Consider the following 23,416-nt stretch of genomic DNA (forward strand, 5'->3'; position numbering starts at 1 on the left):
GCCGTCTACGCCGCTCGCTTCCATGATCGAAGGAGTTCGACCTGTGACCGACTTGCCCAAGGACCTACTTGTCGCCCCGAAGTGGCAGGAACGCCTCGACGAACTGGCAGCCAAGCATTCGGTACCGGGCGCGCAGGTCGGTGTGATCGCGCTGGGCGAAGACGGCGCAGCGGACATCCGTGTCATCACCACCGGAGTGACGAGCCTGAACACGCGCGTCGACGTCGACGCAGACACCCTGTTCCAGTACGGATCCGCGAGCAAGATCTGGACGACGACGCTGATCATGCAGCTCGTCGACGAGGGCAAGCTGACGCTGGACACCCTGGTGGTGGAGGTGCTTCCGGAGTTCACGATCGCGGATCCTTCCAACACGAAGGAAATCACGATCCGCCAGTTGCTCACGCACACAAGCGGTATCGACGGAGACCTGTTCAACGACACCGGTGACGGTGACGACTGCGTCGAGAAGTACGTCGACGAACTCGCGACCGCGATCAGCGTCACCGAGCCCGGCGGGCATCTGAGTTACAGCAACGCGGGTTTTGCCGTTGCCGGCCGCATCGTCGAGGTCCTTCGTGAGATGACGTGGGACGAGGCGTTGGTCGAATATCTCTGGAAGCCACTCGGATTGACGCACATCATCACCAAGGCCAAGGACGCGCCGCTGTTCCGCACGGCCGTCGGCCACGTGGCCAACCCGGATCGGACGTCGCCGGACAAGGTGATTCCGACCAAGCAGTGGCTGCTTCCGCGCGGTATCGGTCCGGCCGGGATCATCACCGGATCGGTCAGCTCGCTCCTGACCTTCGGTGCTGCACACATGCGTGACGGACTCGCATTGACGGGTGAACGCATTCTGTCCGAAGAATCCGCGCGCCTGATGCGCACTCCGCAATTCGACCTGACCGCGGTCTCGAGCGTCGATCAGGCCTGGGGCCTCGGCTGGATCCTGTCCGACTGGGGCGGCGTGACGTCCGCGCAGCACGGTGGTGCGACGATCGGCCAGATCACTCGTTTTCACACCTTCCCCGAGCTCGGTCTCGCCATGGCCGTGGTGACCAACTCGCGTGGCGGCGGCGCCCTGGCCCACGACATCGAGAAGGAGATCGCCCAGGAGCTCGATCTCGTTCTGCCGGAACCGAAGTCCGAGCCGAATGCGGAAGACATCGACCTGTCGCACATTCTCGGAACCTATGAATCGACAACCGTGCGAATCGAACTCACGCGCGGCGAGGACGGCGGATTCCAGGTGCAGAACTTCGCCAAGGTCGAGATCGACGGCGAGCCGCCGGCTCCGCCCACCAAGGTCGTACCTCTGTCCGCCTCCAGGTTCTTGATCAGTAACGAGAGCGCTTCGGGTGAGATGGCTCATCTCACGATCGATGGCGAGCAATATCTCTACATGACAAGGCTTTTCAAGAAGATTTCCGACTAGTCGCGGCGAGATGATTCTCTCCGCTGAATGAAATCTCGGGCAGGTCGAAGGCGATGAGGGCCCTCGACCTGCCCGCACTACTTTTCGAGGAAAACTCATGATGAAACCTCTCGCTCCTTTTCCGGACGTGAATCACCCCGCGGCACTGGATGCTTACGGCCTTGCGCCGGTCATCGACGGTCACAACGATCTGGCCTGGACGGCTCGCGAAACTGCCGCATACTCGGTGGAGAATCTCGAGAAGGATTCCATCTTCCAAACCGACATCGACAAACTCGGTCGCGGCGGCGTCGGTGCGCAGTTCTGGTCGGTTTACACCCCGTGTGACAGGACGGAGCCAGAGGCGGTTCAGTACACACTCGAACAGATCGACTACGTGTACCGGATGATCGAGCGATATCCGGATACTTTCGAATTCGCGCGTACAGGTGACGACGTGCGTCGCATCTGGAGCGAGGGCAAGGTCGCGTCCTTGTTGGGCGCGGAGGGCGGTCACAGCATCGGCAGCTCGCTCGGTGTCCTGAGAATGATGGCGCGCCTTGGTCTTCGGTACATGACGCTGACGCACAACGACAACACCGGGTGGGCGGACTCCGCGACGGACACTCGAGTACACGGCGGGCTGACCGACTTCGGTCGCGAGATCGTGCGCGAAATGAATCGGCTCGGCGTACTCGTCGACCTGTCGCACGTCTCGGTGGAAACGATGAGAGATGCCATCGAGACGTCGTCGGCGCCGGTGATTTTCAGCCATTCGTCGTGCTCTCAGCTATGCGGTCACCCCCGTAATGTTCCCGACGACGTCATGCGACTGCTCGCGGACAACGGCGGGGTCATCATGATCGCCTTTGTACCCATGTTCCTTTCTGCCGAGTACAACGAGTGGTTCAAAGGCGGGCGAGTCGGCCCACGACCGGCGATGACAGTGGACCATCTCGCCGACCACGTCGAGCATGCCCGAGACGTCGCGGGCATCGACCACATCGGTTTGGGCAGTGACTACGATGGGTTCGACGACTTTCCGGACGGTATGCAGGACGTATCCGGTTTCGCGGTGTTGATAGACCGTCTGGCGGAACGCGGTTGGTCCGCGGAGGACTTGGCAAAGCTGATGGGCAACAACGTGTTGCGTGTGCTCGACGAGACCAGTGCGGCCTCGATGTCGAGCCTTTCCTAGCCGTATCGACGCCCGAGAAGATGAGGATGAGAATGAAGAAGATTCGTACCGTTGCACTGAAGCTGGTTGCTTCGGTGTCCGTAGTTCTGGTTGTGCTGGTATCGATAGCGCTCGTATTCAATGTCGGCTCCAGCAAAGCGAGCGTTCCGGCCGGGGAGACGGGCAACCAGTTCGTGTCCGTCGACGGAAAGAACATGAGCTACTCGATCCGCGGCAACGGCGATCAGACCATAGTGCTGTTACCCGGGTTCGGAACGTCCGCACCGATTCTCGACTTCACACCGCTTGTCAACGAGCTCGCACCCGACTACCGCGTCGTCACGATCGAGCCCTTCGGTTACGGCTACAGTGACGGAACGGACAAGGACCGCACGACTGCGAACATCGTCGAAGAGATTCATACGGCAGTACAGTCGCTGGGAATTGACGAATACATCCTCATGGGGCACTCGATCACTGGTCTCTATGCGCTGGACTACACCGCGAAGTACCGTGACGAGGTCACCGCATTCGTGGGTATCGACAGCAGTGTTCCAGGGCAGCCGAACATGGATACCAAATTCCCGATCGACGCACTCCGAGTTGGAAGGCAATTGGGCTTGGCGGAATTGCTGTCCAAGGTCGTCGGTGGTGAAGCCTCGGACGAGTACCTCGATCCCGCCGCAAAGGACGAGATGCGACAGTTGACTGCGAAGAACAACTTCAGCGATACCTATCTCAACGAGATGGATCATCTTTCCAGTAACTTCGCTGAAGCAATCGGCAAGACGTTCCCAGCCGATCTTCCGATTCTGTTGTTCGCCGTGAACAATTCAGAAGTTCAGGGCTGGACAGAGCTGCACGAGGGGCAGGCAGCCTCCGTCGATCACGGAGAGGTGATCTTGCTGGACGGAGACCACTACCTGCACCACACCAGGTCGAAGGAAATCGCCGAGAACCTCGGAAGGTTCTTGGGTGAGCTGAACTGAATCCGGGAGGACGTTAAAGTTGGAGGCGGGGCCATCGAGTCGAGATGGTCCCGCTTCTTTCTTCTCCACTGATCGTTCGGAGGCATTGTGGCGCAGACCTGGTCACGCGAAGAACTGGTGAGCGAGCTGGACTCGGCGTATTCGAAACTCGAAGCGTTACTCGACGGCGTCGCCGAGGCCGATGCGTTCGACGCCGTTGCCGTCGACGCGTGGACGGTGCACGACGTACTCGCTGTGCGTGTCTGGTGGGCAGAGGCCGTCGCAGAGTGGATAGGTGCCGGGCTGCGAGACGAGGCTCCGCAGACGCCGGCGGCGGGTTACAAGTGGACGCAAACACCCGCACTGAACCAGTCGGTTGTCGACGCGAGCATCGACATTCCGGCTCAGGAGCTTCGTGACCGCTTGGTAGCTGCTGTTGCGATATTGCGCAACTACATCGAGGCCCTTGACGATGATCAACTGCTGTCGGTCGGGGTTTTCTCGTGGACCCGGACGTGGCCGGTCTCGAGGTGGATCGCCGTCAACACGATCACCCAATACGCGTCGTTGTCGAAAATGATTCGGCGAGTGCTGAAGTCGAACAATCAGCCCTGAAGTCGATGCATCCGCCATACGTCCGGTCCGTCGGGGAGCGAGGTCTGGCCGACGATCGTGAAACCGAACCGTTGGTACAGCGGTAGATTTCGTTCGGTCGACGTATCGAGCCAGCAATTCTGTTCGGTTCGATCCAGTTCCGCCAAAGCATGTTTCAGTAGCGCAGAACCCAATCCGGTTCCGCGTGAGCGCGGCGTCGTACCGATCGTTGCCAACGACCACGCGTTGTCGGGGACGGGAAGCGCAGACAGTTGTTCGTCAGCCTGAAGAACGCGCTCGAACCGATCTCCGTGCAGTTCGACGATCTTCTCGACGGTCGCTTCATCAGGCTCTGGAGTGTCCGGCGGCAGGACTGCGATGACGCCGTTGCCGGAATCGTCTATGTAGGAACGCCCGAACGGTAGTGCCAGGTGTTCGAGGTAGATCCGTTGCAGAGTCGCGACGCGTTCCACGTGGGAGTCTTCGGCGACGCACCAGTTCGTCCAGGGGTAGTCGGCAAACGCCTCGCCGAGAACCTCGGCGGCACGGTCGAGGTCGTCGATGGACAGCGGTCGAACAGAATTCTGCATAGTGCCACTTCAGCACAGTGAGGTCTTCCGTCGCCACTCGATTTCGGCGGTGTAGCAGGTGCGCGGGCCGTGGTCACGTACTTGTGAGTTCATTCAAGAAAGTTGGACGAGGCTGTCGATCCTGCGTTGACTGGTAGTGATCGGGCAATCGCCGAGCTGTCAACTCCGGGCACGTGAGATCCGGGTACGGCGATTCTCCGCGAAAGGAACAGATATGAACAGGCTCGAAGGCAAGAATGTAGTGATTACAGGCGCCGCAAGTGGAATCGGGCGTGCAGCAGCACAACTCATGGCGGCAGAGGGCGCCAAGGTGCTGGTCGCCGACCTCGATCCTGCGCGTGCAGAGGAAGCGGCGGTGGCGATTCGCGAGACGGGTGGCAATGCAGTGGGTTTCGGCGTCGATGTCATGAACGAGGACTCTCTGGCAGCGATGATCGAAAAGGCGGTCACCGAATTCGGCGGCATCAACGTCCTGTGTAATCACGTGGGCGGTAGTAACCCGCGCAAGGATCTCGACCTGCTCCGGATGGACTTGGACGAGTGGGATCGCGTGATGTCGCTCAACGTCCGCAGCACTGTCGTCGCTTCACGACTTGCCATTCCGCACATGAACAGTGCCGGTGGAGGATCGATCGTCAACACGGCCTCGGTAGGTGGATTGATCGGGGATTCCCTGCAGTCTGCCTACGGATCCGCCAAAGCGGCAGTCATTCGTCTGACGCAGTACATCGCAGTCCAGTACGGAGCAAACGGTGTTCGGTGCAATGCCGTAGCGCCGGGCGCGATCCTGACACCCGCTCTCGTGGACAACATCCCCGCTGATGTCATCGACGGCATGAAGCAGGCAAACGCCCTGCCTTACCTCGGCGAACCCGAAGACATCGCGCATGCCATGGTCTACCTGGCTTCGGACGAATCTCGCTACATGACGGGGCAGACCCTGGTGGTCGACGGCGGACTCACCAGCAAGAGTCCGCTCGCGACCGGCCGTTCGTCGATGTTGAGCTGAATCAGCTCCGCCAACCGCTGGGGCCGGCGCCCAGAACCTCGATGGATCCCTGACTGGCGTGTGAATGCTTGGTGCGGTGCGTCATTCGCCACTTTCCGTCGATCCGCGCCCATGAGTCGTGGTAGTCGCCGAGGGTGAAGAAGTTCAGGTGAGCCTTGCTCCCGGTGCCCACATGCATGTCGCTGACATAGGAGCGGCTGGTGGCGAGATCGCCGACCACCTCGACCAGCACGTTACCGATCAGATGTTGGGTGGGACCGCACTCGTCGAGGAACGAGCGGATGGACGCCACTACCTCGGCGGGTCCGCGCAGAGTTCCGGTGCCCAATTCTGCCGTAGCGTCCGGCGTCATGATCCGGTGGAGTTCATCCCACGCTCGCGCATCCATGGCTCGGGCGAACTCGAAGATGGAGCGGGTGATCTCGCGTTCGTCGAGAAGAGTGGTGATGTCGATGCTCATGCTGTGCGCCTTTCTTAACGTCGGGGGGTTAATAAAGGCGCACAGCAGATGTCAGCGGTTGAGCAGCTTGCGCATCGCTTCGGCAGCACCCTTGACCATCTTGTCTCGGGGGAAGCCACTGCGCTTCTTGGCGCCTTCGTAGTTTCCTGCAGCCACCCAGATCGGGCCGTCGGCAAGGTGTTCGAGACCTTCACGTGCAACATCTTCGGGCTCTGCGACGTTCATGCCCGGGATGTCGAAGTTCAGTCCCGCGCGAATCATAGCGGGTGTGCGAGTGACACCGAGAATGAACTCGACGACGTGAACGCCGTACGGCTGGAGTTCGAGCCACAGGCTTTCGGCGAAGATGCGCCCGAATGCCTTGGACGCCGCGTAGATGCTCTGGTGCTCGGAGCCCATGAATCCGGCCAGCGAACCGAGCAGCATGATGCCGCCGCGTCCGCGATCCTTCATCAATCCGCCGAAGTGGTGCGAGAGTTCGAGCTGCTTGTTGATGTTCAGCTCGATGACTCCGGCAAATCCCGTCAGATCTCCGGTGACGAACTCGTGGCCGTAGCTGTTGGCGCCGGCGTTGAAAATGAGGAGACCAACCTCGACGTTGTCGGTGACAGCCTTGATCTGATCGAGCGCGTCCGGAACGAGCAGATCCAATGCGAGAGTGCGTACTTCGACGCCGTTGGCGCGTGCCTTGGCCGCGGTCTCCTCGAGCGGGCCCGGCTTGCGGGCGATGAGAACGAGGTTGATGCCGATCTTGCTGAGCTCGTCGGCGAACCCTGCGCCGACACCTTCTGAACCGCCGGCGATGACTGCCCACGGGCCGTAGTACTGAGGATCGATCATTACTACCTTCTTCGAAAGATGTTGGCTTGACTAGTGAAACGGAGTCGGTACGGGTTCGCTGTCGTCGACGATCGGCTGAGGCACCGGCTCGTCGTTGAGGATCTCGAGTTCGCCCGCTGTTGCAGCGTTCACGATGGACGCGATCAAGGCGCCGCACTGCTTGCGAGGGGCACCGGGTCGTCCCTCTCGCTGCCCGAATTCACGGTCGTCGGCGATTTCGAGGCACTGGGCGCGGGCCTGGTCACTCCACTGAACGGTGGTGTGTTCCCAACTGTTCTTCTGGACCAGGACCTGAGCCTTGCACTCAGCGCACTGAAGAGGCTGCATCTTCGTCTGCCCTCTTTGCAGCGAGGTTGTCTTCGACTTCCTTCTGCCAGGCTGCGACGGGTCGCGCGGTGTCGAGTTCAAATTCGAAGCGCTCGGTCATCTCGGGAGCGATGTCCGCGACATCGACGTAGAACTGTTCGTACCAGCGACGGAGCTGGTAGACCGGGCCGTCTTCTTCGCACAGGAGCGGGTTCTCGATGCGAGTCTTGTTCTTCCAGATCTCGACGTCCTGCTCGAAGCCCTTGGCGATGAACGTGCCGAAGTTCGCGGCCATCGCGTCGGCGGCTTCACCCTGGAAGCGATCCGACTTCTTGACGATGATGCCGTACTGGAGCACGAACTTGTCCGCACTGACCGGGTAGTGGCAGTTGATGAGCACAGAGTCGACGTTGTAGTCCTCGTACTCGTAGGTCAGGTCGTCGACCATGAAGGAGGGGCCGAAGTACGTCGCAACCGAGTTGCTGCCGACCATCTTCGGGGTGCCTGCTGCGTGGGGACGCATGTCCGAGCGAGCGACGCCGCGCATGTACTGCGTTGCGGCGTGGCCTTCGAAGACGTTCTTGAAGTACGTCGGGAAGGAGTAGTGCACGTAGAAGAAGTGCGCCATGTCGACGATGTTGTCGACGATTTCGCGGCAGTTGGTGTCGACGGTCGTGGTGTACCAGACCCAGTCGCTCCACTCGTCGCTGAGCGCGCCTTCGATGCGGGGGATAGCCACGTCGTCGGTCGGCGGGTTGCCCTCGGGGTCATGCCAGACGAAGAGCATGCCGTCCTGGTCGAGGGTCTGCCAGGCGCGCGTCTTGGCCAGCGGGGGGACGCGGCGTGCGTACGGAATCTTCTGGCACTTGCCGTTGCCGCCCCAGCGCCAATCGTGGAACGGACAGGCAATGGCGTCGCCCTTGATGGTGCCCTGGCTCAAGTCGCCACCCATGTGACGGCAGTACGCGTCGAGGATCTTGACGTTGCCTTCACTGTCGGCGAAGACGACCAGTTTGGTGCCGAACGCCTCGATGGAGTGCGGCTGGCCGTCCTTGAAGGACTCCGTGAGTCCAATGCAGTGCCATCCACGCGCAAAGCGTGTAGGCGCGGTTCCAGCTTGGATCTCGCGAACCTCGTCGTTGTCGGACTGAGTGATCGTCACGATGAGTCCCGTCCTTTCCAGGGGCAGTGTCGACGCCCGACGCTAGGGGAGCGTGAATTGCCTCTGGGGTCTCGTCTCACTGGCCGGGACCAGCGGCGAGCGCGAGGATCCGGCGGCTGATCCCGGCCTCCGGGACTTCCGATCACCGGAACGCGTGACCGACATATCGTGACGGGGCAGCCGTTATGTCTATCTGCCGATCCGCTCCCTCACGGTTCGGTGCGAGGAGTGTCTCCCATGGTCAACAAGGTTCTGAGTTCAGTCCGTGATCTGCTTCCGAAGATCGCGGCCCGCGCTCAGAAGGTCGACGATTCGCGCAAGATCTCCGAACGGACCATCCGGGAGCTGTCCGAAGCCGGCGTCTTCTCCATGCTGGCGCCGAAAAGATACGGAGGTGCCGAGAGCGACCCGGTTCAGTTCTACGAAGTGGTCAGGGCCATCTCGGCTGCCTGCGGCTCGACCGGTTGGGTCGCGTCGGTGGTGGGGGTGCACCCGTGGCATCTTGCACTTTTCGACGACCGAGCGCAGGCCGACGTGTGGGGAGAGGATCAGACGACGCTCATTTCGTCCGCCTATGCGCCGGTCGGTCGACTGACGGCGGTGGACGGAGGCTACGAGCTATCGGGCCAGTGGGGTTTCTCCTCCGGTTGCGACCACGCGAGTTGGGCGTTGCTGGGAGCGATGGTGGTCGGCATGGATGGTCGTCCCGTCGATTTCATGACGGTGTTGGTGCCGCGCACCGATTACGAAATCCGTGACGTGTGGGATGTCGTGGGTATGCGGGGCACCGCGAGCAACGAGATCGTGGTCGACAAGGCCTTCGTTCCCGAGCACCGATTGAAGCGCAACTACGAGACCGCACAACTGCGTGGTCCTGGCCAAGCGGTCAATCCTGGCCCGCTGTACAAACTTCCGTTCGGGAGCATCTTCACCTCGACGGTTGCCGCTCCGTGTGTGGGCATCGTCGCCGGTTGTTACGAGGGGTACCTGGACGTGATGCGTGAGCGCGTCCGTCTGAGTTTGGGTGGTGGACGGTTCAGTGAGGATCAGTTCGCTCAGGTCGCCGTCGCACGTGCGTCGTCGGAGATCGATGCTGCGATTCTGCAGATGGATCGCAATATCCGGGAGATGTACGAACTTGCTGTGGCCGGTCAGGAGCTCCCACTCTCGATGAGGCTGCGTGCGCGTCGTGATCAGGTTCGTGCGACGGAACGCTCGGTGGAAGCGATCGACATGCTTTTCAAGACGGCAGGCGGGAACTCCCTCTCTCGCGGAAACCCGATCGAGCGTGCGTGGCGTGACGTTCATGCGGGCAGCGTTCACGTTGCCAACGAACCCGAGCGCGCGTTGGCGCTCTACGGCCGGGCGGCGTTCGGACTGCCGGTGGAGGACAACCTGATCTGACGGGTTGGCGCGTCACCGGGTGGGGTATTTGCCTTTGGATGAGGGAAGTACCGGCTCTGACCATCGGCTCGATCGTCGACATGGCGGGTGTCGCGCGCGCGAAGGTGATGCCGGCCGGCCGAACCGGTGTCTTCGAGAAAGCCGGTGCGGGAGTCTCACCGAGCTGGAACGTCTTCTGTAGCGACGATCGGATTGCCTTCACCGATTCCTTTTCCGTCGTGGGTGATCTCCGGTTGCGTATCGACCGCTCCGACCTCCGTGATCTCGGCGGGGGCGTGTCGTGGGCGCCGGCGACGTTGCACGAGCAAGACGGTGCGACGGCTGCCGTGTGTACTCGGTCCGCACTCACTGCCGTCGTGGCGCGGCTTGCCGCCGACGGACTGGAAGCTCGGGTGGGTCACGAGATCGAGTTCACTCTTTTCGGTGATGCGTGCAACGGAGCGTGGTCGGCGTACGGGTTAGGTGCAGTCCTGCGCCGCGAGGACTTCCTCAAGGACCTTCTGCGCAATGCCGAACGCGCACAACTTCATATCGAGCAAGTGCATGCAGAGTACGGACCGGATCAATTCGAGATCTCCATCGCTCCGGCAACTCCTGTTCAGGCTGCCGACCTGGTGATACTGGCCCGGATCTTGATCAGCCGCACTGCCAGAGCCCACGGATTGGCGGCCTCGTTTTCACCGATACCTACGGTCGGAGGTGCAGGGAACGGTGCACACCAGCACTTTTCGTTGAACTCAGGTGGGCGGCCCGTCTTCTCCGGTGGCGGGCAGGAGTACGGGATGACCGACAAAGGATCGTCAGCTTTGGGTGGAATCCTCTCTCACCTCGCGGAATTCACGGCCGTCTTTGCGTCCTCACCGCTCTCCGGGGTCAGGCTGCGACCGGACAATTGGTCGGGGGCCTACGTCTGTTGGGGGCTCGAGAACCGGGAAGCGGCACTGAGGTTCTGCGCCGAGTCACCGTCGAATCCACACGGCGCCAACGCCGAAGTGAAAATCGTCGATCCATCGGCCAACCCGTATCTGGCGACCGCCGCGATACTTGGCCTTTCGCATATCGGTATCGGCAATGCCTCGCCATTGCCGCCGGAAATTGTGGTGAACCCGTCGACTCTCACGGAGGCGGAACGTGATGAGCGCGGGGTGACCCGAGTCCCCACCGATCTGCGCGAGATAGTGCAGAAGTTCAACTCCTCCTCGGTGGCGAAGGAAATCTTCGGGGAGTCGATCATCGAAGCGATGGTGTCAGTGAAGGGAGTTGAGCGCGAGACTTTCTCCCAGATGGACGAGGCGACAACCGTCGAGCGGCTTCGATATACCTGGAGCTGAAAGGGTTGACGCGCAAGATGTCGAGTCCTATGTTTAAGCTATTCCTTAATTAAGGAGTTGCTTACATGGACGAGCGAAGCGGCCGACTCGATGCAGTGTTCAGCGCATTGGCCGACCCGACGAGGCGTGAAATGCTCTCTCGCCTCACTGATGGTTCGATGACCGTCGGTGAGTTGGCCGAGCCGTTCGACATGAGTCGGCCCGCCATCTCTCAGCATCTGAAGGTGCTCGAGCGAGCCGGTCTCATCGAACGAACCGCCACCGCGCAATGGCGCACGTGCACCCTTCGCGCAGAGGGTCTCGACGACGCCAGCGCCTGGGTCGACGAACACCGGCGAGGCTGGAACGAACGCTTCGACCTCCTCGACGAGCGTCTACGTGAGCTGAAGCAACGTCGACCGAAGAAGGAGAAGGACAATGAGTGACCGGAATGCCGATGCCACTGCAGAATTCACCATCACCCGGATCTTCGACGCGCCGCGCGACCTTGTCTGGCAAGCATGGACCGACCCCGACGAGGCGGCGCGCTGGTGGCATCCGAAGGGCGTCAGCAGTCCCCGTGAGCATGTCACGATCGATCCCAGAGTTGGCGGAACGTACCGCTACCTGATGATCAACGACGAAAACGGAGCCGAGTACCCCACCGGCGGAACCTATCTCGAGGTCGACGAGCCGAAGAGGCTGGTCTTCACCTGGGGAAATCCGAGTGATCCGGTGGATGCCGCACCTCGGATAACGGTCACGCTCGCAGAACGGGGTGACAAAACCGAGATGACCTTCCACCTGGTAGGAATTCCGGGATTCAAGGGTGACGGGAATGTGTACGACGGATGGGAATCCGCTTTCGACGTGTTGGACGAAGTTCGCGCCGGCGACTAGTCGGGAATCGGACACCGCGACAGCGGTGCCGGTGATTGAATGAGACTGATACTTCATTCATCACCGACTCAGGAGAGCCCGATGGCACCAGAAGTTGCGGTAGTTCTCGAGGGATACACCTACTTCGAATGCCCGCGCTGGCACGAGAACCGGATCTGGGTATCCGACTTCTACACCTACCAGGTGATTTCGGCCCGCGAGGACGGGACCGACATACGCGTCGAGGCGGAGGTTCCAGGGCAGCCGTCCGGGCTGGGGTGGCTTCCGGACGGCAGATTACTGGTCGTCTCCATGCGGGACCAGAAGATTCTGCGGCGAGAATCCGATGGCGAGTTGGTGGTGCACGCAGACTTGTCCGGGTACGTCAGTGCCAACGTCAACGACATGCTGGTCGACGCACAGGGACGAGCGTACGTGGGCAACTTCGGGTTCGATCTGATGAACCTGGCCCCCGTCGAGACGGCAGATCTCCTCCGCGTCGACCCCGACGGATCGGTGCACGTCGTCGCGCGAGATCTCCACTTCCCCAACGGAATGGCTCTGACGTCGACCGGAGATCTGCTCGTGGACGAAACGCTGGGAAATCGAATCAGTGCGTTTGCCGTCCAGGCCGACGGCTCTCTGGGTGAACGCCGCGACTGGGCGTCGTTCGGGCCGGTGCCTGGTGGACCCGAGATGGAGACCACCCTCGCTCAGATCGTCGTTGCGGCGGACGGGTGTTGTATCGACGGAGACGATTCGATGTGGGTGGCCGATGCCCTCGGAAGCCGTGTTCTTCATGTGGGCGCCAGCGGGGAGATAGTCGACGAAATTGCCTTCGACAGCGGTGTCTTCGCTTGCGGACTCGGCGGTTCCGACGGTCGTACCCTGTTCGTTTGTGCCGCCCCGGATTTCAATGAACACGCTCGCAAGGTGGCTACCGAAGGAAAGCTGCTGTCGATTCGCCTGGAGCCTTTGAGCTGATATGGAATTGGTGACCTCGCTACCTGCCGACACTCCGCTGCGGCAGGTAGCTGAGCACGTCCGACGCATCGAGAACCTTGGTTTCGACACGGTGCACATCTCCGAAACCATTCGTGATCCGTTTGCGGTGGCGGCCTTGGCCGTCGAGCACAGCAGTACTCTCACTGTCCGGACGTCGATGGTTGTCGCGTTTGCGCGCAGTCCCATGGTGACGGCTTTGGCTGCCTGGGATCTTGCGGGTTTCTCGGGTGGGCGATTTCAACTGGGGCTTGCGACGCAGGTGCGTGGGAACATCGTCGGGCGGTACTCGATGCCGTGGACGGATCCTGTTGCGCAACTGCGTGATTACGTCAGCGCTGTACGCGAGATCTTCCGAGTTTTTCAGGAGGGCGGTGAACTCGACCATGCCGGAACGCACTACACCTTCGACCGGCTGCAGCCCTACTTCAATCCGGGGCCGCTCGATGTTCCGGCTCCGGAGATCTGGACCGGGGGAGTGAACTTGCGCATGTGCTCACTGGCGGGAGCCGTCGCCGACGGTTTTGTTTCTCACCCCACCAGCTCCCATCCGAAGGTGCTCGCGGAGAGGATCATTCCATCGTTGACGGCAGGAGGAAGGAAGCCGCGACTGATTGCCGTTCCGAAGATGATCACCGGCAAAGATCCTGCCGCGATACTTGCTCAACGAGAAGCGGTGCGCAGTGAACTTGCCTTTCTCTACTCCACTCCGGCGTACCGAGTCGCGCTGGAGGTCCTCGGATTATCCGAGGTCGGGGAAGAACTGACAGTGATGGCGCGGGCAGGTGATTGGGCTCGACTACCTGCCGTCCTCACCGACGATGTTCTCGACAGGCTGGTCACGCAATGCACCTACGCCGAACTCCCCGAGGTGCTGAGTTCGAAATACGCGAGTCTCTGCGACGGCATTGCACTGGCGGTGCCGGCGAATCCCGCCGACGACCGCGTCTTCGCAGCGATGTGTGAGGAGATTCGAGCCGCCGCAGCGTCTGCCCCGTGACGTCCAGTCGGCGCGAACTACACTCTCGACATGGGGCGCGTCTACGAAGGCATCGATGAAAAGCTCACCACGTGGTTGCAGGCTCAACCGCTGTTCGTCGTTGCCACCGCACCGTTGTCTGCTGACGGGTTGGTCAATTGCTCACCCAAAGGGGGAGTCGGATCGTTTGTGGTGCTGACATCCAACCGGGTGGCGTACCTCGACCTCACCGGCAGCGGTGTGGAAACCATCGCGCACGTGCGCGAGAACTCCCGAATAACACTGATGTTCATGGCGTTTGACGGACCACCGAAGATCGTACGACTGCACGGTCACGGACACGTTCTGCTTGCAGGGTCGGAACCGTTCAACGAGCTTGTCGGTAGGTTCCCTGAGCACCCGGGGCTGCGGTCGATCGTCGTGGTCGATCTGACGCGCATTTCGGATTCGTGCGGATACGCAGTACCGCTGATGGACTACCAATCCGATCGTGACGTGCTCGACCGCGTAGCGGAGAAGAGGGGGCCGGAGCGGCTCATCGCCTATCGCGCCGAGAAGAACGCGAAGAGTGTGGACGGGTTGCCCGGTATCGACCTGGAGTGATACAAAATCGCGTCGCCGTGCGAAAGAGTGTGGGGCAGGTGATTCTGACATTGCCTGCCCCACGTCCTCGTTGTGCTGGTTACTTCGCCATGTCCTGGGCTGCTCGGTACGAGAAGACCATGGCCGTGCCGAGCGGAACGCCAGGACCGGGGTAGAAGCGGCCGCTCAGTGACGCGCTCGTATTGCCGGCGGCGTACAGGCCGTCGATGGCGCTGCCGTCGGCACGCAGGACTCGACCGTTGACGTCGGTGACCAATCCGCCCTTGGTGCCGAGGTCACTGAGGACGATGCGGGCCGCGTAGAACGGACCGTTCTCGATCGCCGTCAGTGCCGCATTCGCGCCGCCGTTGGGTGGGCAGAAGAATGCGTCGTACGGGTCTTCGCCGCGATGGAACTCTTCGTCGACTCCCAGCTTTGCGGCATCGTTGAACTTTTCGACAGTGCTGCGCAATGCGTCGGCCGGCAGTCCGGTCTTGGCGGCGAGTTCTTCGAGAGTGTCGGCGGCGACCCAGGTTCCGGCCTCGAGGTGCTTGGCGGGCGCCGTGTTCGGGATGCAGATGGCAGGCAGTCCGCCACCCTCGCGCGAGTCGAAGATCATGAACGACGGCACTGCAGAACCGTTGTCGTCGTGCGCATCCATGGCCCGGCCGAACTGGTCGTACGGGAGAGACTCGTTGAGGTAACGCTCGCCCGCGTTGTCGACGACGAGTCCGCCGCGAACGCCGACCATGAATGCGGCGCTGCCGTCCGGCTGCTCGACGCCGGGGCAGAACCACGCCTGATCGAGCAAAGCGGTTGCGCCACCGACAGCAATTCCGGCGGAGATCGCGTCACCGGTGTTGGCGCCGAAGGGACCCATACTCCAGATCGCTTTGCCGGGGGTGCCGGCCTGCTCACGCATCTCGGCGTTGCCTTCGATGCCGCCCGCTGCCATCAGCACACCGCGGTTCGCCTTGATTCGCTGGGTTTCGCCGCCGGATTCGACCTCGGCGCCGACAACCCGACCGTCTTCCACGATCAGGGAGGTGAGGATGGATTCGGTACGAAGTTCTGCGTTACCGGTGCTCTGGACTGCGGCCAGCAGTCGGCCGATCAGTGCGCGCCCACCGATCATCGGGCCGGGAGCATGATCCTGACCGGTGCGGTCTTGGTCGAGTTCCGGACGCACCTTGCCGGCGAGGTCACCGATGTCGGCGGGATCGAGATCGAGAGGGTTGATGGAGCGTCCCGTGTCCATCCGGCCTTCGGCCTTGTAGTAGTCGGGGAACGTACGGAACTCGAATTCGATGTGCGGGTTCTGCTCGAGTAGTGCGACGACATCGGGAGCGGTCTCGACATAGGCATCCTGGCGCTCGGACTCGGCGTCGCCGAGCAATGCGTGCAGATAGGTGCGTGCGTTCTCCGTCGAGTCGGGGAGTCCCGCACGTTCCTGTACTTGGGTTCCCGGCAGCCAGATGGATGCGCCCGAGTACGCGGAAGTTCCGCCGAAGCGATCGGTTTTCTCGAGGACGATCGTCGTCAATCCTCGAGCTGCCGCGGTGTATGCGCCGGTCAGCGCGCCGCCGCCGGAGCCGACTACCAACACGTCGCACTCGGTGGTCCAGTCCTGCATCATTGCGTCCTTACTCCAAGAGGGTGGGGTGTCCACGGAATACCGCACGGGGAGAGAAGGCCATGCCAGGTCCCACTGAGCGGGCAATATGCCGAGATGGGTGGTCGAGATGAGAGAATTGGCGAGGTCGTTCGCGACCGGGACACAGAATCGATGATGGGGGCGACGTTGCCGAGAATTGCCGAGGTCAGGGACGCTGCAGAGCCCAGTTCGGACGAGCAGCGGGCGCGCCATGTGCGGATGCTGGAAGCGGCAGCCGAATTGGGGACCGAGAAGGAACTCTCACGGGTACAGATGCACGAGGTCGCCAAGCTGGCGGGCGTGGCCATCGGCACTCTTTATCGCTATTTCCCCTCGAAGACGCACCTCTTCGTCGCTGTGATGGTCGAGCAGATCGACCAGATCGGTGCCAGCTTTGTCAGGCATCAGGTTCAGTCGGACAATCCGCAGGATGCGGTGTACGAGGTATTGGTTCGCGCGACTCGCGGGTTACTGCGTCGGCCGGCTCTCTCGACTGCGATGCTGCAGTCCTCCAGTACCGCCAACGTCGCGACGGTGCCGGACGTGGGAAAGATCGATCGAGGCTTCCGGCAGATCATCCTCGACGCGGCCGGGATCGAGAACCCCACCGAGGAAGACAACACCGGGTTGCGTCTGCTGATGCAGCTGTGGTTCGGGGTCATCCAATCGTGCCTCAACGGTCGAATCTCCATCCCCGATGCGGAGTACGACATCCGCAAGGGATGCGACCTGCTTCTGGTGAATCTCTCACGGCACTGACGTGACTTCGCCCCTCTCTGGGGAGGGTTCGTCATGTTCGCAAAATTGAAATCAATTCTATTTTTGGATCCGCATCAGTTGAGAGTTGATGTCAATCCGGACATTGCCCTGACATCATTAATAGAATAAATTACAGAAAAATAGACGGTGAGCCAGCTCACCGACCGAAAACTCCACGAAGGAGCGAACATCATGGGTCATGCAGTCATCGTCGAGGCCGCTCGGACACCTATCGGCCGTCGTCGCGGCGCCCTGGCGGGACTGCACCCCGCCGAGATTCTGGGAGCAGCGCAGCTCGGCGTTCTCGAACGGGCAGGCGTCGCACCGGAAGACATCGGACAGATCATCGGCGGCTGTGTCACCCAGGCAGGTGAGCAGTCCAACAACGTCACGCGGCAGGCGTGGCTGCACGCCGGATTGCCGTACAGCACCGCGGCAACCACTATCGACTGCGCCTGTGGATCCGCCCAGCAGGCAGTGCATTTGATTTCAGGCCTGATTTCGTCTGGTCAGATCTCGGCCGGTATCGGCTGCGGCGTCGAGGCTATGAGCCGTGTGTTCCTGGGTCAGGCAAACGCACCCGGAACGGGAAACCCGTACCCGGACGACTGGACCATCGACATGGGTGACCAGTTCACCTCCGCGCAGCGAATTGCCGAGAAGCGTGGGATCACGCGCGCCGACGTCGACGCGTTCGGTCTGGAATCGCAGCGCCGCGCAGCTCAGGCTTGGGCAGAAGGACGCTTCGACCGCGAGATCGTGCCCGTCAAGGCTCCCGTGGTGGACAAGGAAGGCGTGCCTACCGGTGAGATCGCCACTGTCACTCGCGACGGGGGACTGCGTGAGACGACGGCAGAAGCGCTGGCTGGGCTCAAGCCGGTCATCGAAGGCCATATCCACACCGCCGGCAACTCGTCGCAGATCAGTGATGGCGCGGCTGCGGTACTGCTGATGAGCGAAGAGCGCGCACAGGAACTGGGATTGAAGCCCCGCGCGCGGATCGTCGCGTCCGGCATGGTCGGATCCGATCCCTTCTATCACCTGGACGGGCCGATCGAGTCCACCCAGATGGTGCTCGACAAGGCCAAAATGACCTTGGAAGACATCGATCTCGTCGAAATCAACGAAGCCTTTGCCTCGGTCGTGCTCTCCTGGGCGCAGGTTCACGGCGCAGACCTGTCCAAGGTCAACGTCAACGGTGGTGCGATCGCGCTCGGACATCCCGTCGGTTCCACGGGCGCTCGTCTGATCACCACTGCGCTGCACGAACTCGAGCGCTCGAACAAGTCGACGGCTCTGGTCACGATGTGCGCCGGTGGCGCTCTCTCGACCGCCACCATTATCGAACGCATCTGACCCGTACTGACACTGTCGAATTGACGAGGTAGACATGACTATTGGATTGAGTGAAGAAGATCGTGACCTCCGCGACTCCGTACGGGGCTGGGCGGCGCGTCACGCAACACCCACCGTCGTCCGTGAAGCCGTCGAGGCGAAGGTCGAAACTCGCCCCCAACTCTGGAACGGGCTTGCCGAGCAGGGGCTTCTCGGACTACACGTAGCCGAGGAATTCGGCGGCGCAGGATACGGATTGGTCGAACTCGCCATCGTCGTCGAGGAACTTGGACGCTCGATGGTTCCCGGACCATTCCTGCCGACGGTAGTGGTCAGCGCTGTTCTCAGCGATGCCGGAGAAACGGACAGAATGCCGACGCTCGTGGATGGCAGCACGCTCGGAGCTGTTGCACTACAGCCGGGTTCGCTGAAGATCACCCGCGACGGCGACAACACCACCCTCAGCGGAACGTCCAGCCTTATTCTCGGCGGCCATGTCGCTGACCTGTTCCTCCTCGCGACGGACAGCGGATTCGTTCTGCTCGGACGTGACCGCCTCGAGGTCACGGACTTGGCCAGCTACGACGTCGTGCGTCGTAACTCCGAGGTCACCGTCGACGGTTTGGTGCTCACCGATTCCGAGATCCTCACCATCGATACCCAGCGTGTACTCGACATTGCCGCAACACTGTTCGCGGCCGAGGCATCAGGCTTGGCCGACTGGGCAGTCACGACGTCGGCCGACTACGCGAAGGTGCGTCAGCAGTTCGGTCGCCCGATCGGCCAGTTCCAGGGTGTCAAGCACAAGGCTGCACGTATGCTCGCGCTTGCCGAACAGGCACGCGTCTGCGCTTGGGACGCTGCGCGTGCGCTGACTCCCGCCAACGGCGTCGGTGCCGAAGAGGCTTCTCTCGCAGCAGCCGTCGCCGGAGCCACGGCCCTCGAGGCTGGCTTCTCCGTCACGCGTGACTGCATCCAGGTGCTCGGCGGAATCGGCTACACGTGGGAGCACGACGCGCACCTGTACCTGCGCCGCGCGCAGTCCCTGCGAATTCTGCTGGGTTCCACGGCATCCTGGCGTCGTCGCGTTGCCGAGCTGACCATTGCCGGAACCCGTCGCGTGCTCAGCGTCGAGCTGCCGCCCGAGGCCGAGGCGATCCGAGCCGACGTCGGAGCCGAGCTCGCTCCTGCACTCGAACTAGAAGGCGCCGCCCAGAAAACGTATCTCGCGGAAAAGGGCTACACCGCACCGCACTTCACGGCTCCGTGGGGCAAATCCGCCGATGCCGTCAGCCAGCTGGTCATCGCCGAAGAACTGCGCGCTGCGAAGATCAAGCCGCACGACATGATCATCGGCAACTGGGTCATCCCGACGCTCATCGCGCACGGCAACGAAGAGCAGCTCGCCAAGTTCGTCCCGCCGTCACTGCGCGGCGACATCGTCTGGTGTCAGCTCTTCTCCGAGCCCGGCGCAGGTTCCGACCTCGCCGCGCTGAGTACAAAGGCCACCAAGGTCGACGGTGGCTGGAAGTTGCAGGGCCAGAAGGTGTGGACGTCGATGGCACGCGACGCGCACTGGGGAATCTGCCTCGCGCGCACCGACGCCGACGCCCCCAAGCACAAGGGTCTGTCCTACTTCCTGATCGACATCAAGAACAGCGGCCTCGACATTCGCCCGCTTCGCGAGATCACCGGTGAAGCACTGTTCAACGAAGTCTTCTTCGACGACGTCTTCGTTCCCGACGAGTGCCTGGTCGGCGAGCCAGGCGACGGCTGGAAGCTCGCTCGCACCACGCTGGCCAACGAGCGTGTCTCGCTGTCCAACGACTCGTCGCTCGGATCGGGTGGCGAGGCTCTTCTGAGCCTGGTCGACGGACTGCCCGGTGGCATCGACGACGAGCAGCTGACCGTGCTCGGAAAGGTGCTGTGCGACGCGCAATCCGGTGGTCTGCTCGGTCTGCGCACCACGCTGCGCTCGCTCACCGGCGCGCAGCCGGGTGCCGAATCCTCGGTGGCGAAGCTGATCGGTGTCGAGCACATCCAGCAGGTCTGGGACGTGGCAATGGAGTGGGCCGGACCGAGTTCACTTCTGGGCGAACAGCATCGGATGTCTGCAACCCAGATGTTCTTGAACTCGCAGTGCATGTCCATCGCGGGTGGTACAACCAATGTTCAGCTCAACATCATCGGTGAGCGAATCCTGGGTCTGCCTCGCGACCCTGAACCGGGAAAGTGACCTGCACATGAGCAATCGCACCTTCGTCATCGGCGTCGGCATGACCAAGTTCGAGAAGATCGAGACCCGCGACTGGGAATACCCGGACATGGTGACCGAAGCCGTCTCGAATGCCCTGACCGATGCCGGGATCGGCTACGGCCAGATTCAGCGTGCTGCGGTCGGTTACGTGTTCAACGCGTCGACAGCAGGACAGCGAGCTCTCTACGAGACCGGTCTGACCGGCATTCCGATCTTCAACGTCAACAACAACTGCGCGACCGGCTCGACGGCGCTGATGATGGCGCGCGAGTGGGTCCAGGCCGGACAAGCCGAGTGCGCCTTGGCCGTCGGCTTCGAGAAGATGACCAAAACGGCGTTGACCGGTAACGGTGAGATGCCCAAGGTCACGACCTTGGACTCTCAGCTGAAGATCATGGTCGAGGATTACGGGTTCGCCCGATCGCCGATGACAGCTCAGCTGTTCGGTAACGCTGCCGTCGAGCACATGAAGAAGTACGGCACCACGGTCGAGCAGATCGCAGCGGTGGCGGTCAAGAATCACAAGCATTCGGTGAACAATCCGTACGCACAGTTCCGTGACGAGTACACCCTCGAACAGGTACTCGGCGACAAGATGATTCACGAGCCGCTGACACGTTCGCAGTGCTCGCCGACCTCGGACGGCGCCGGAGCCGCGATCGTCGTGAGCGAGAAGTTCGTGCGTGAGCACGGCCTCGAAGACCGGGCGATCGAAATCGTCGCACAGGCGTTGACCACTGACACCGAGGCAGCGTTCGCCGAGAAGTCGATGATCGACGTGGTCGGCGCGCCGATGACGGCAGCTGCGGCAGAGCAGGTCTTCGCGCAGGCCGGGATCACCATCGATGACGTCGACGTCATCGAACTGCACGACTGCTTCGCGATCAACGAGATCATCACCTACGAGGGCCTGGGGATGTGCGCGGTCGGAGAAGGCGGAAAGCTCGTCGAATCCGGCGCGACCACGTACGGCGGCCAGTGGGTCGTCAACCCGTCGGGTGGTTTGATCTCGAAGGGACACCCGCTGGGCGCGACGGGCTTGGCGCAGTGCGCCGAACTCACGTGGCAGCTCCGCGGGACCGCGGATGCGCGGCAGGTCGAAGGCGCTCGTATTGGCTTGCAACACAACCTCGGACTGGGCGGCGCGTGCGTCGTGACGGTCTACCGAGCCGGAACTTTGGAGAACTGATGGCTATCGATCTCGAGGTGGCGTTGGCCGCCGAACCGACTGTGCGCGAGGCGTCGTGGACCGATCGCGACGTCATGCTCTACCAATTGGGACTCGGGGCAGGGGTGAATGCTCTCGATCCCGCCGAACTGACCTGGGTGTACGAAAAGGGGCTGAAGGTACTCCCGACGTTTGCAATGGTTGCAGGCCAGGGAGTTTCGGCGGGTGTACTGCCCGCACCGTCGATGAGTATGCCGGGAATCGACATCGATCTGCGAAAGATCCTGCACGGTGGGCAGTCGCTGGCACTTCACGCGCCCATCCCGTCGACGGGTGCTGCCCGTATTTCCTCTCGGGTCGCCGATGTCTGGGACAAGGGAAAGGCAGCTGTGATCGTTCTCGAGACGGCGGCCGAGGACCTGGACGGGAATCCGTTATGGACCACCGGAATGCAGATCTGGGCGCGCGGCGAAGGTGGATTCGGCGGCAACGCCGGGCCCGAAGTTGTTGCCGGGGTGCCTGATCGAGCGCCCGACAAGGTACTGACGTCGAGCACGAGTCCCTCACAGGCGCTGGTGTACCGACTCAGTGGAGACATGAACCCGCTGCACGCTGATCCCTCCTTCGCGAAGATGGCGGGCTTCGATGCACCGATTCTGCACGGCCTCGCGTCGTACGGCATCGTCTGCAAGGCCGTGGTAGACGGGATTCTCGACGGAGATCCGACGCGGGTGAAGAACTACTCGGTGCGGTTTGCCGGTTCGCTCTTCCCCGGCGAATCCATCACCACCTCGGTATGGCAGGACGGCAACACACTGACGTTGGCGGCGACGTGCCCCGAACGCGAGAACTCCCCGGTTCTCACGCACGCAACAATGGAGATCAACTGATGGACCTCGGTTCGCACCCCACAGCAGCGACACATCCGGGCGGCACGATTCTGACGTCGCCGCCGCAGGACGCCCCGGTCGACCGGGCCACGGCAGCAGCGCGTCGCGTTGTCGACGCGATGCTGCGCACCGACCGCGGAAACGCCAATTTGGACCGGGTTGCGGAGGAGCTCAACAGCATTGCCGAGCATCTCGAACAGCACTCACCCGAGGTGGCCGAGCGGTTGATCGACATGTGGAACGGTGAGGGCGTGACTCGTCACGACCCCGTGACCGGCCCCGAGAACGCCATCGCGCCGCCGCTCGTACTGGAAGGGCTCGCTGACGGGTCGGTGCAGGGAGTGGTCACGTTGACGCTGCCGTACCAGGGCCCTCCCGGCCACGTGCACGGCGGTGTTTCGGCGCTGCTGCTCGATCACGTTCTCGGCGTCGCGAACGCCTGGGGTGGAACTTCCGGCATGACAGCACAATTGAGCACTCGGTACCATCGCCCGACTCCGCTGTTCGAGCCACTCACGATCAGCGGCAAATTCCTGTCCAAGGACGGCCGCAAGATTCACACCGTCGGTGAGATCAAAACTGCGGACGGCGAATTGTGTGTGTCGGTAGAGGGACTGTTCATCGACAAGACCGTGCCGCGCCCCAGGTAGGGGCTTCGCCCCCGTGCGCCTTTT

The 23,416-nt window shown here is 62.0% G+C and carries 24 protein-coding genes; 18 read left to right on the forward strand and 6 right to left on the reverse strand.

The genetic code is table 11. From position 1 onward, the window contains the following. Positions 1–43: 43 nt before the first annotated feature. From ASU23_RS07695 to ASU23_RS07710, 4 genes are all read left to right on the forward strand, one after another. Positions 44–1,438 (forward strand): serine hydrolase, encoded by a 1,395-nt coding sequence (locus ASU23_RS07695; RefSeq protein ID WP_003940270.1) that lies wholly within the window; start codon positions 44–46, stop codon positions 1,436–1,438. A 97-nt stretch (positions 1,439–1,535) separates the two neighbouring features. Continuing rightward, a complete protein-coding gene (locus ASU23_RS07700; protein ID WP_007732718.1) occupies positions 1,536–2,615 on the forward strand; it encodes a dipeptidase in 1,080 nt (359 codons plus the stop codon). 32 nt (positions 2,616–2,647) lie between these two features. Beyond that, positions 2,648–3,583 (forward strand): alpha/beta fold hydrolase, encoded by a 936-nt coding sequence (locus ASU23_RS07705; protein WP_007732711.1) that lies wholly within the window; start codon positions 2,648–2,650, stop codon positions 3,581–3,583. Positions 3,584–3,670: 87 nt separating this feature from the next. Continuing rightward, positions 3,671–4,177 carry a ClbS/DfsB family four-helix bundle protein gene (locus ASU23_RS07710; RefSeq protein WP_058037658.1) on the forward strand — a complete coding sequence of 169 codons (507 nt, stop codon included), beginning with the start codon at positions 3,671–3,673 and terminating at the stop codon, positions 4,175–4,177. Here the strand turns inward: ASU23_RS07710 and ASU23_RS07715 are convergent. Further along, positions 4,168–4,746 (reverse strand): GNAT family N-acetyltransferase, encoded by a 579-nt coding sequence (locus ASU23_RS07715; RefSeq protein WP_058037659.1) that lies wholly within the window; start codon positions 4,744–4,746, stop codon positions 4,168–4,170. The two genes, ASU23_RS07710 and ASU23_RS07715, sit on opposite strands and share 10 nt — an antisense overlap. A 214-nt stretch (positions 4,747–4,960) precedes the next feature. On the opposite strand from ASU23_RS07715, the gene ASU23_RS07720 reads away from it, so the two are divergent. After that, positions 4,961–5,755, forward strand: a complete 795-nt coding sequence (locus ASU23_RS07720; RefSeq protein ID WP_058037660.1) for an SDR family NAD(P)-dependent oxidoreductase — start codon at positions 4,961–4,963, stop codon at positions 5,753–5,755. Between the two features lies 1 nt (position 5,756). Here ASU23_RS07720 and ASU23_RS07725 read toward each other — a convergent pair whose 3' ends face one another. From ASU23_RS07725 to ASU23_RS07740, 4 genes are read right to left on the reverse strand one after another with little or no spacing between them, the layout of a single operon-like run. Then, positions 5,757–6,215 (reverse strand): nuclear transport factor 2 family protein, encoded by a 459-nt coding sequence (locus ASU23_RS07725; protein WP_054187461.1) that lies wholly within the window; start codon positions 6,213–6,215, stop codon positions 5,757–5,759. 51 nt (positions 6,216–6,266) lie between these two features. Further along, on the reverse strand, positions 6,267–7,055 hold the full coding sequence (locus ASU23_RS07730; RefSeq protein ID WP_047270702.1) for an SDR family oxidoreductase: 789 nt from the start codon (positions 7,053–7,055) through the stop codon (positions 6,267–6,269). A 30-nt stretch (positions 7,056–7,085) separates the two neighbouring features. Next, a complete protein-coding gene (locus ASU23_RS07735; RefSeq protein ID WP_003940353.1) occupies positions 7,086–7,382 on the reverse strand; it encodes a hypothetical protein in 297 nt (98 codons plus the stop codon). Next, positions 7,360–8,523 (reverse strand): Rieske 2Fe-2S domain-containing protein, encoded by a 1,164-nt coding sequence (locus ASU23_RS07740; RefSeq protein ID WP_058037661.1) that lies wholly within the window; start codon positions 8,521–8,523, stop codon positions 7,360–7,362. The genes ASU23_RS07735 and ASU23_RS07740 overlap by 23 nt, the downstream gene beginning before the upstream one ends. A 237-nt stretch (positions 8,524–8,760) precedes the next feature. Here ASU23_RS07740 and hsaA point away from each other — a divergent pair, with 237 nt between their 5' ends. From hsaA to ASU23_RS07775, 7 genes are all read left to right on the forward strand, one after another. Next, entirely contained in the window at positions 8,761–9,927 is a 1,167-nt protein-coding gene (hsaA, locus tag ASU23_RS07745) for a 3-hydroxy-9,10-secoandrosta-1,3,5(10)-triene-9,17-dione monooxygenase oxygenase subunit (RefSeq protein ID WP_042448427.1), read from the forward strand. 38 nt (positions 9,928–9,965) lie between these two features. Then, complete coding sequence (locus ASU23_RS07750; protein WP_058037662.1) at positions 9,966–11,258, forward strand: glutamine synthetase family protein; 1,293 nt, start codon at positions 9,966–9,968, stop codon at positions 11,256–11,258. 65 nt (positions 11,259–11,323) lie between these two features. Continuing rightward, the gene (locus ASU23_RS07755) at positions 11,324–11,683 is read left to right on the forward strand and encodes a helix-turn-helix transcriptional regulator (protein ID WP_058037663.1); all 360 of its coding nucleotides are present in this window, start codon (positions 11,324–11,326) and stop codon (positions 11,681–11,683) included. Beyond that, positions 11,676–12,137 (forward strand): SRPBCC domain-containing protein, encoded by a 462-nt coding sequence (locus ASU23_RS07760; RefSeq protein ID WP_030536982.1) that lies wholly within the window; start codon positions 11,676–11,678, stop codon positions 12,135–12,137. The genes ASU23_RS07755 and ASU23_RS07760 overlap by 8 nt, the downstream gene beginning before the upstream one ends. A gap of 81 nt (positions 12,138–12,218) precedes the next feature. Continuing rightward, positions 12,219–13,100 (forward strand): SMP-30/gluconolactonase/LRE family protein, encoded by an 882-nt coding sequence (locus ASU23_RS07765; protein ID WP_058037664.1) that lies wholly within the window; start codon positions 12,219–12,221, stop codon positions 13,098–13,100. A 1-nt stretch (position 13,101) separates the two neighbouring features. Then, a complete protein-coding gene (locus tag ASU23_RS07770) occupies positions 13,102–14,118 on the forward strand; it encodes a TIGR03617 family F420-dependent LLM class oxidoreductase (protein WP_058037665.1) in 1,017 nt (338 codons plus the stop codon). Positions 14,119–14,148: 30 nt separating this feature from the next. After that, positions 14,149–14,700 (forward strand): pyridoxamine 5'-phosphate oxidase family protein, encoded by a 552-nt coding sequence (locus tag ASU23_RS07775; protein ID WP_007732686.1) that lies wholly within the window; start codon positions 14,149–14,151, stop codon positions 14,698–14,700. Positions 14,701–14,779: 79 nt separating this feature from the next. On the opposite strand, the gene ASU23_RS07780 is transcribed toward ASU23_RS07775, so the two are convergent. Further along, a complete protein-coding gene (locus ASU23_RS07780; RefSeq protein WP_058037892.1) occupies positions 14,780–16,312 on the reverse strand; it encodes an FAD-dependent oxidoreductase in 1,533 nt (510 codons plus the stop codon). Positions 16,313–16,465: 153 nt separating this feature from the next. Here ASU23_RS07780 and ASU23_RS07785 point away from each other — a divergent pair, with 153 nt between their 5' ends. From ASU23_RS07785 to ASU23_RS07810, 6 genes are all read left to right on the forward strand, one after another. Beyond that, on the forward strand, positions 16,466–17,092 hold the full coding sequence (locus tag ASU23_RS07785; RefSeq protein ID WP_058037893.1) for a TetR family transcriptional regulator: 627 nt from the start codon (positions 16,466–16,468) through the stop codon (positions 17,090–17,092). Positions 17,093–17,284: 192 nt separating this feature from the next. After that, positions 17,285–18,448, forward strand: a complete 1,164-nt coding sequence (locus ASU23_RS07790) for a steroid 3-ketoacyl-CoA thiolase (RefSeq protein ID WP_030536988.1) — start codon at positions 17,285–17,287, stop codon at positions 18,446–18,448. Positions 18,449–18,482: 34 nt separating this feature from the next. After that, positions 18,483–20,663, forward strand: a complete 2,181-nt coding sequence (locus tag ASU23_RS07795) for an acyl-CoA dehydrogenase (protein WP_058037666.1) — start codon at positions 18,483–18,485, stop codon at positions 20,661–20,663. 7 nt (positions 20,664–20,670) lie between these two features. After that, positions 20,671–21,873, forward strand: coding sequence for a lipid-transfer protein (locus ASU23_RS07800; RefSeq protein ID WP_003940027.1), 1,203 nt, complete (start codon positions 20,671–20,673; stop codon positions 21,871–21,873). Then, positions 21,873–22,742: a MaoC/PaaZ C-terminal domain-containing protein gene (locus ASU23_RS07805; RefSeq protein WP_042448411.1), complete on the forward strand. Its 870-nt coding sequence runs from the start codon at positions 21,873–21,875 to the stop codon at positions 22,740–22,742. The genes ASU23_RS07800 and ASU23_RS07805 overlap by 1 nt, the downstream gene beginning before the upstream one ends. Beyond that, positions 22,742–23,392, forward strand: a complete 651-nt coding sequence (locus ASU23_RS07810; RefSeq protein ID WP_003940283.1) for a PaaI family thioesterase — start codon at positions 22,742–22,744, stop codon at positions 23,390–23,392. Before ASU23_RS07805 ends, ASU23_RS07810 begins: the two co-directional genes overlap by 1 nt. The last annotated feature ends 24 nt before the right edge of the window (positions 23,393–23,416 follow it).

The organism is Rhodococcus sp. KB6 (genome assembly GCF_001445685.1).
GTDB lineage: Bacteria > Actinomycetota > Actinomycetes > Mycobacteriales > Mycobacteriaceae > Rhodococcus_F > Rhodococcus_F qingshengii.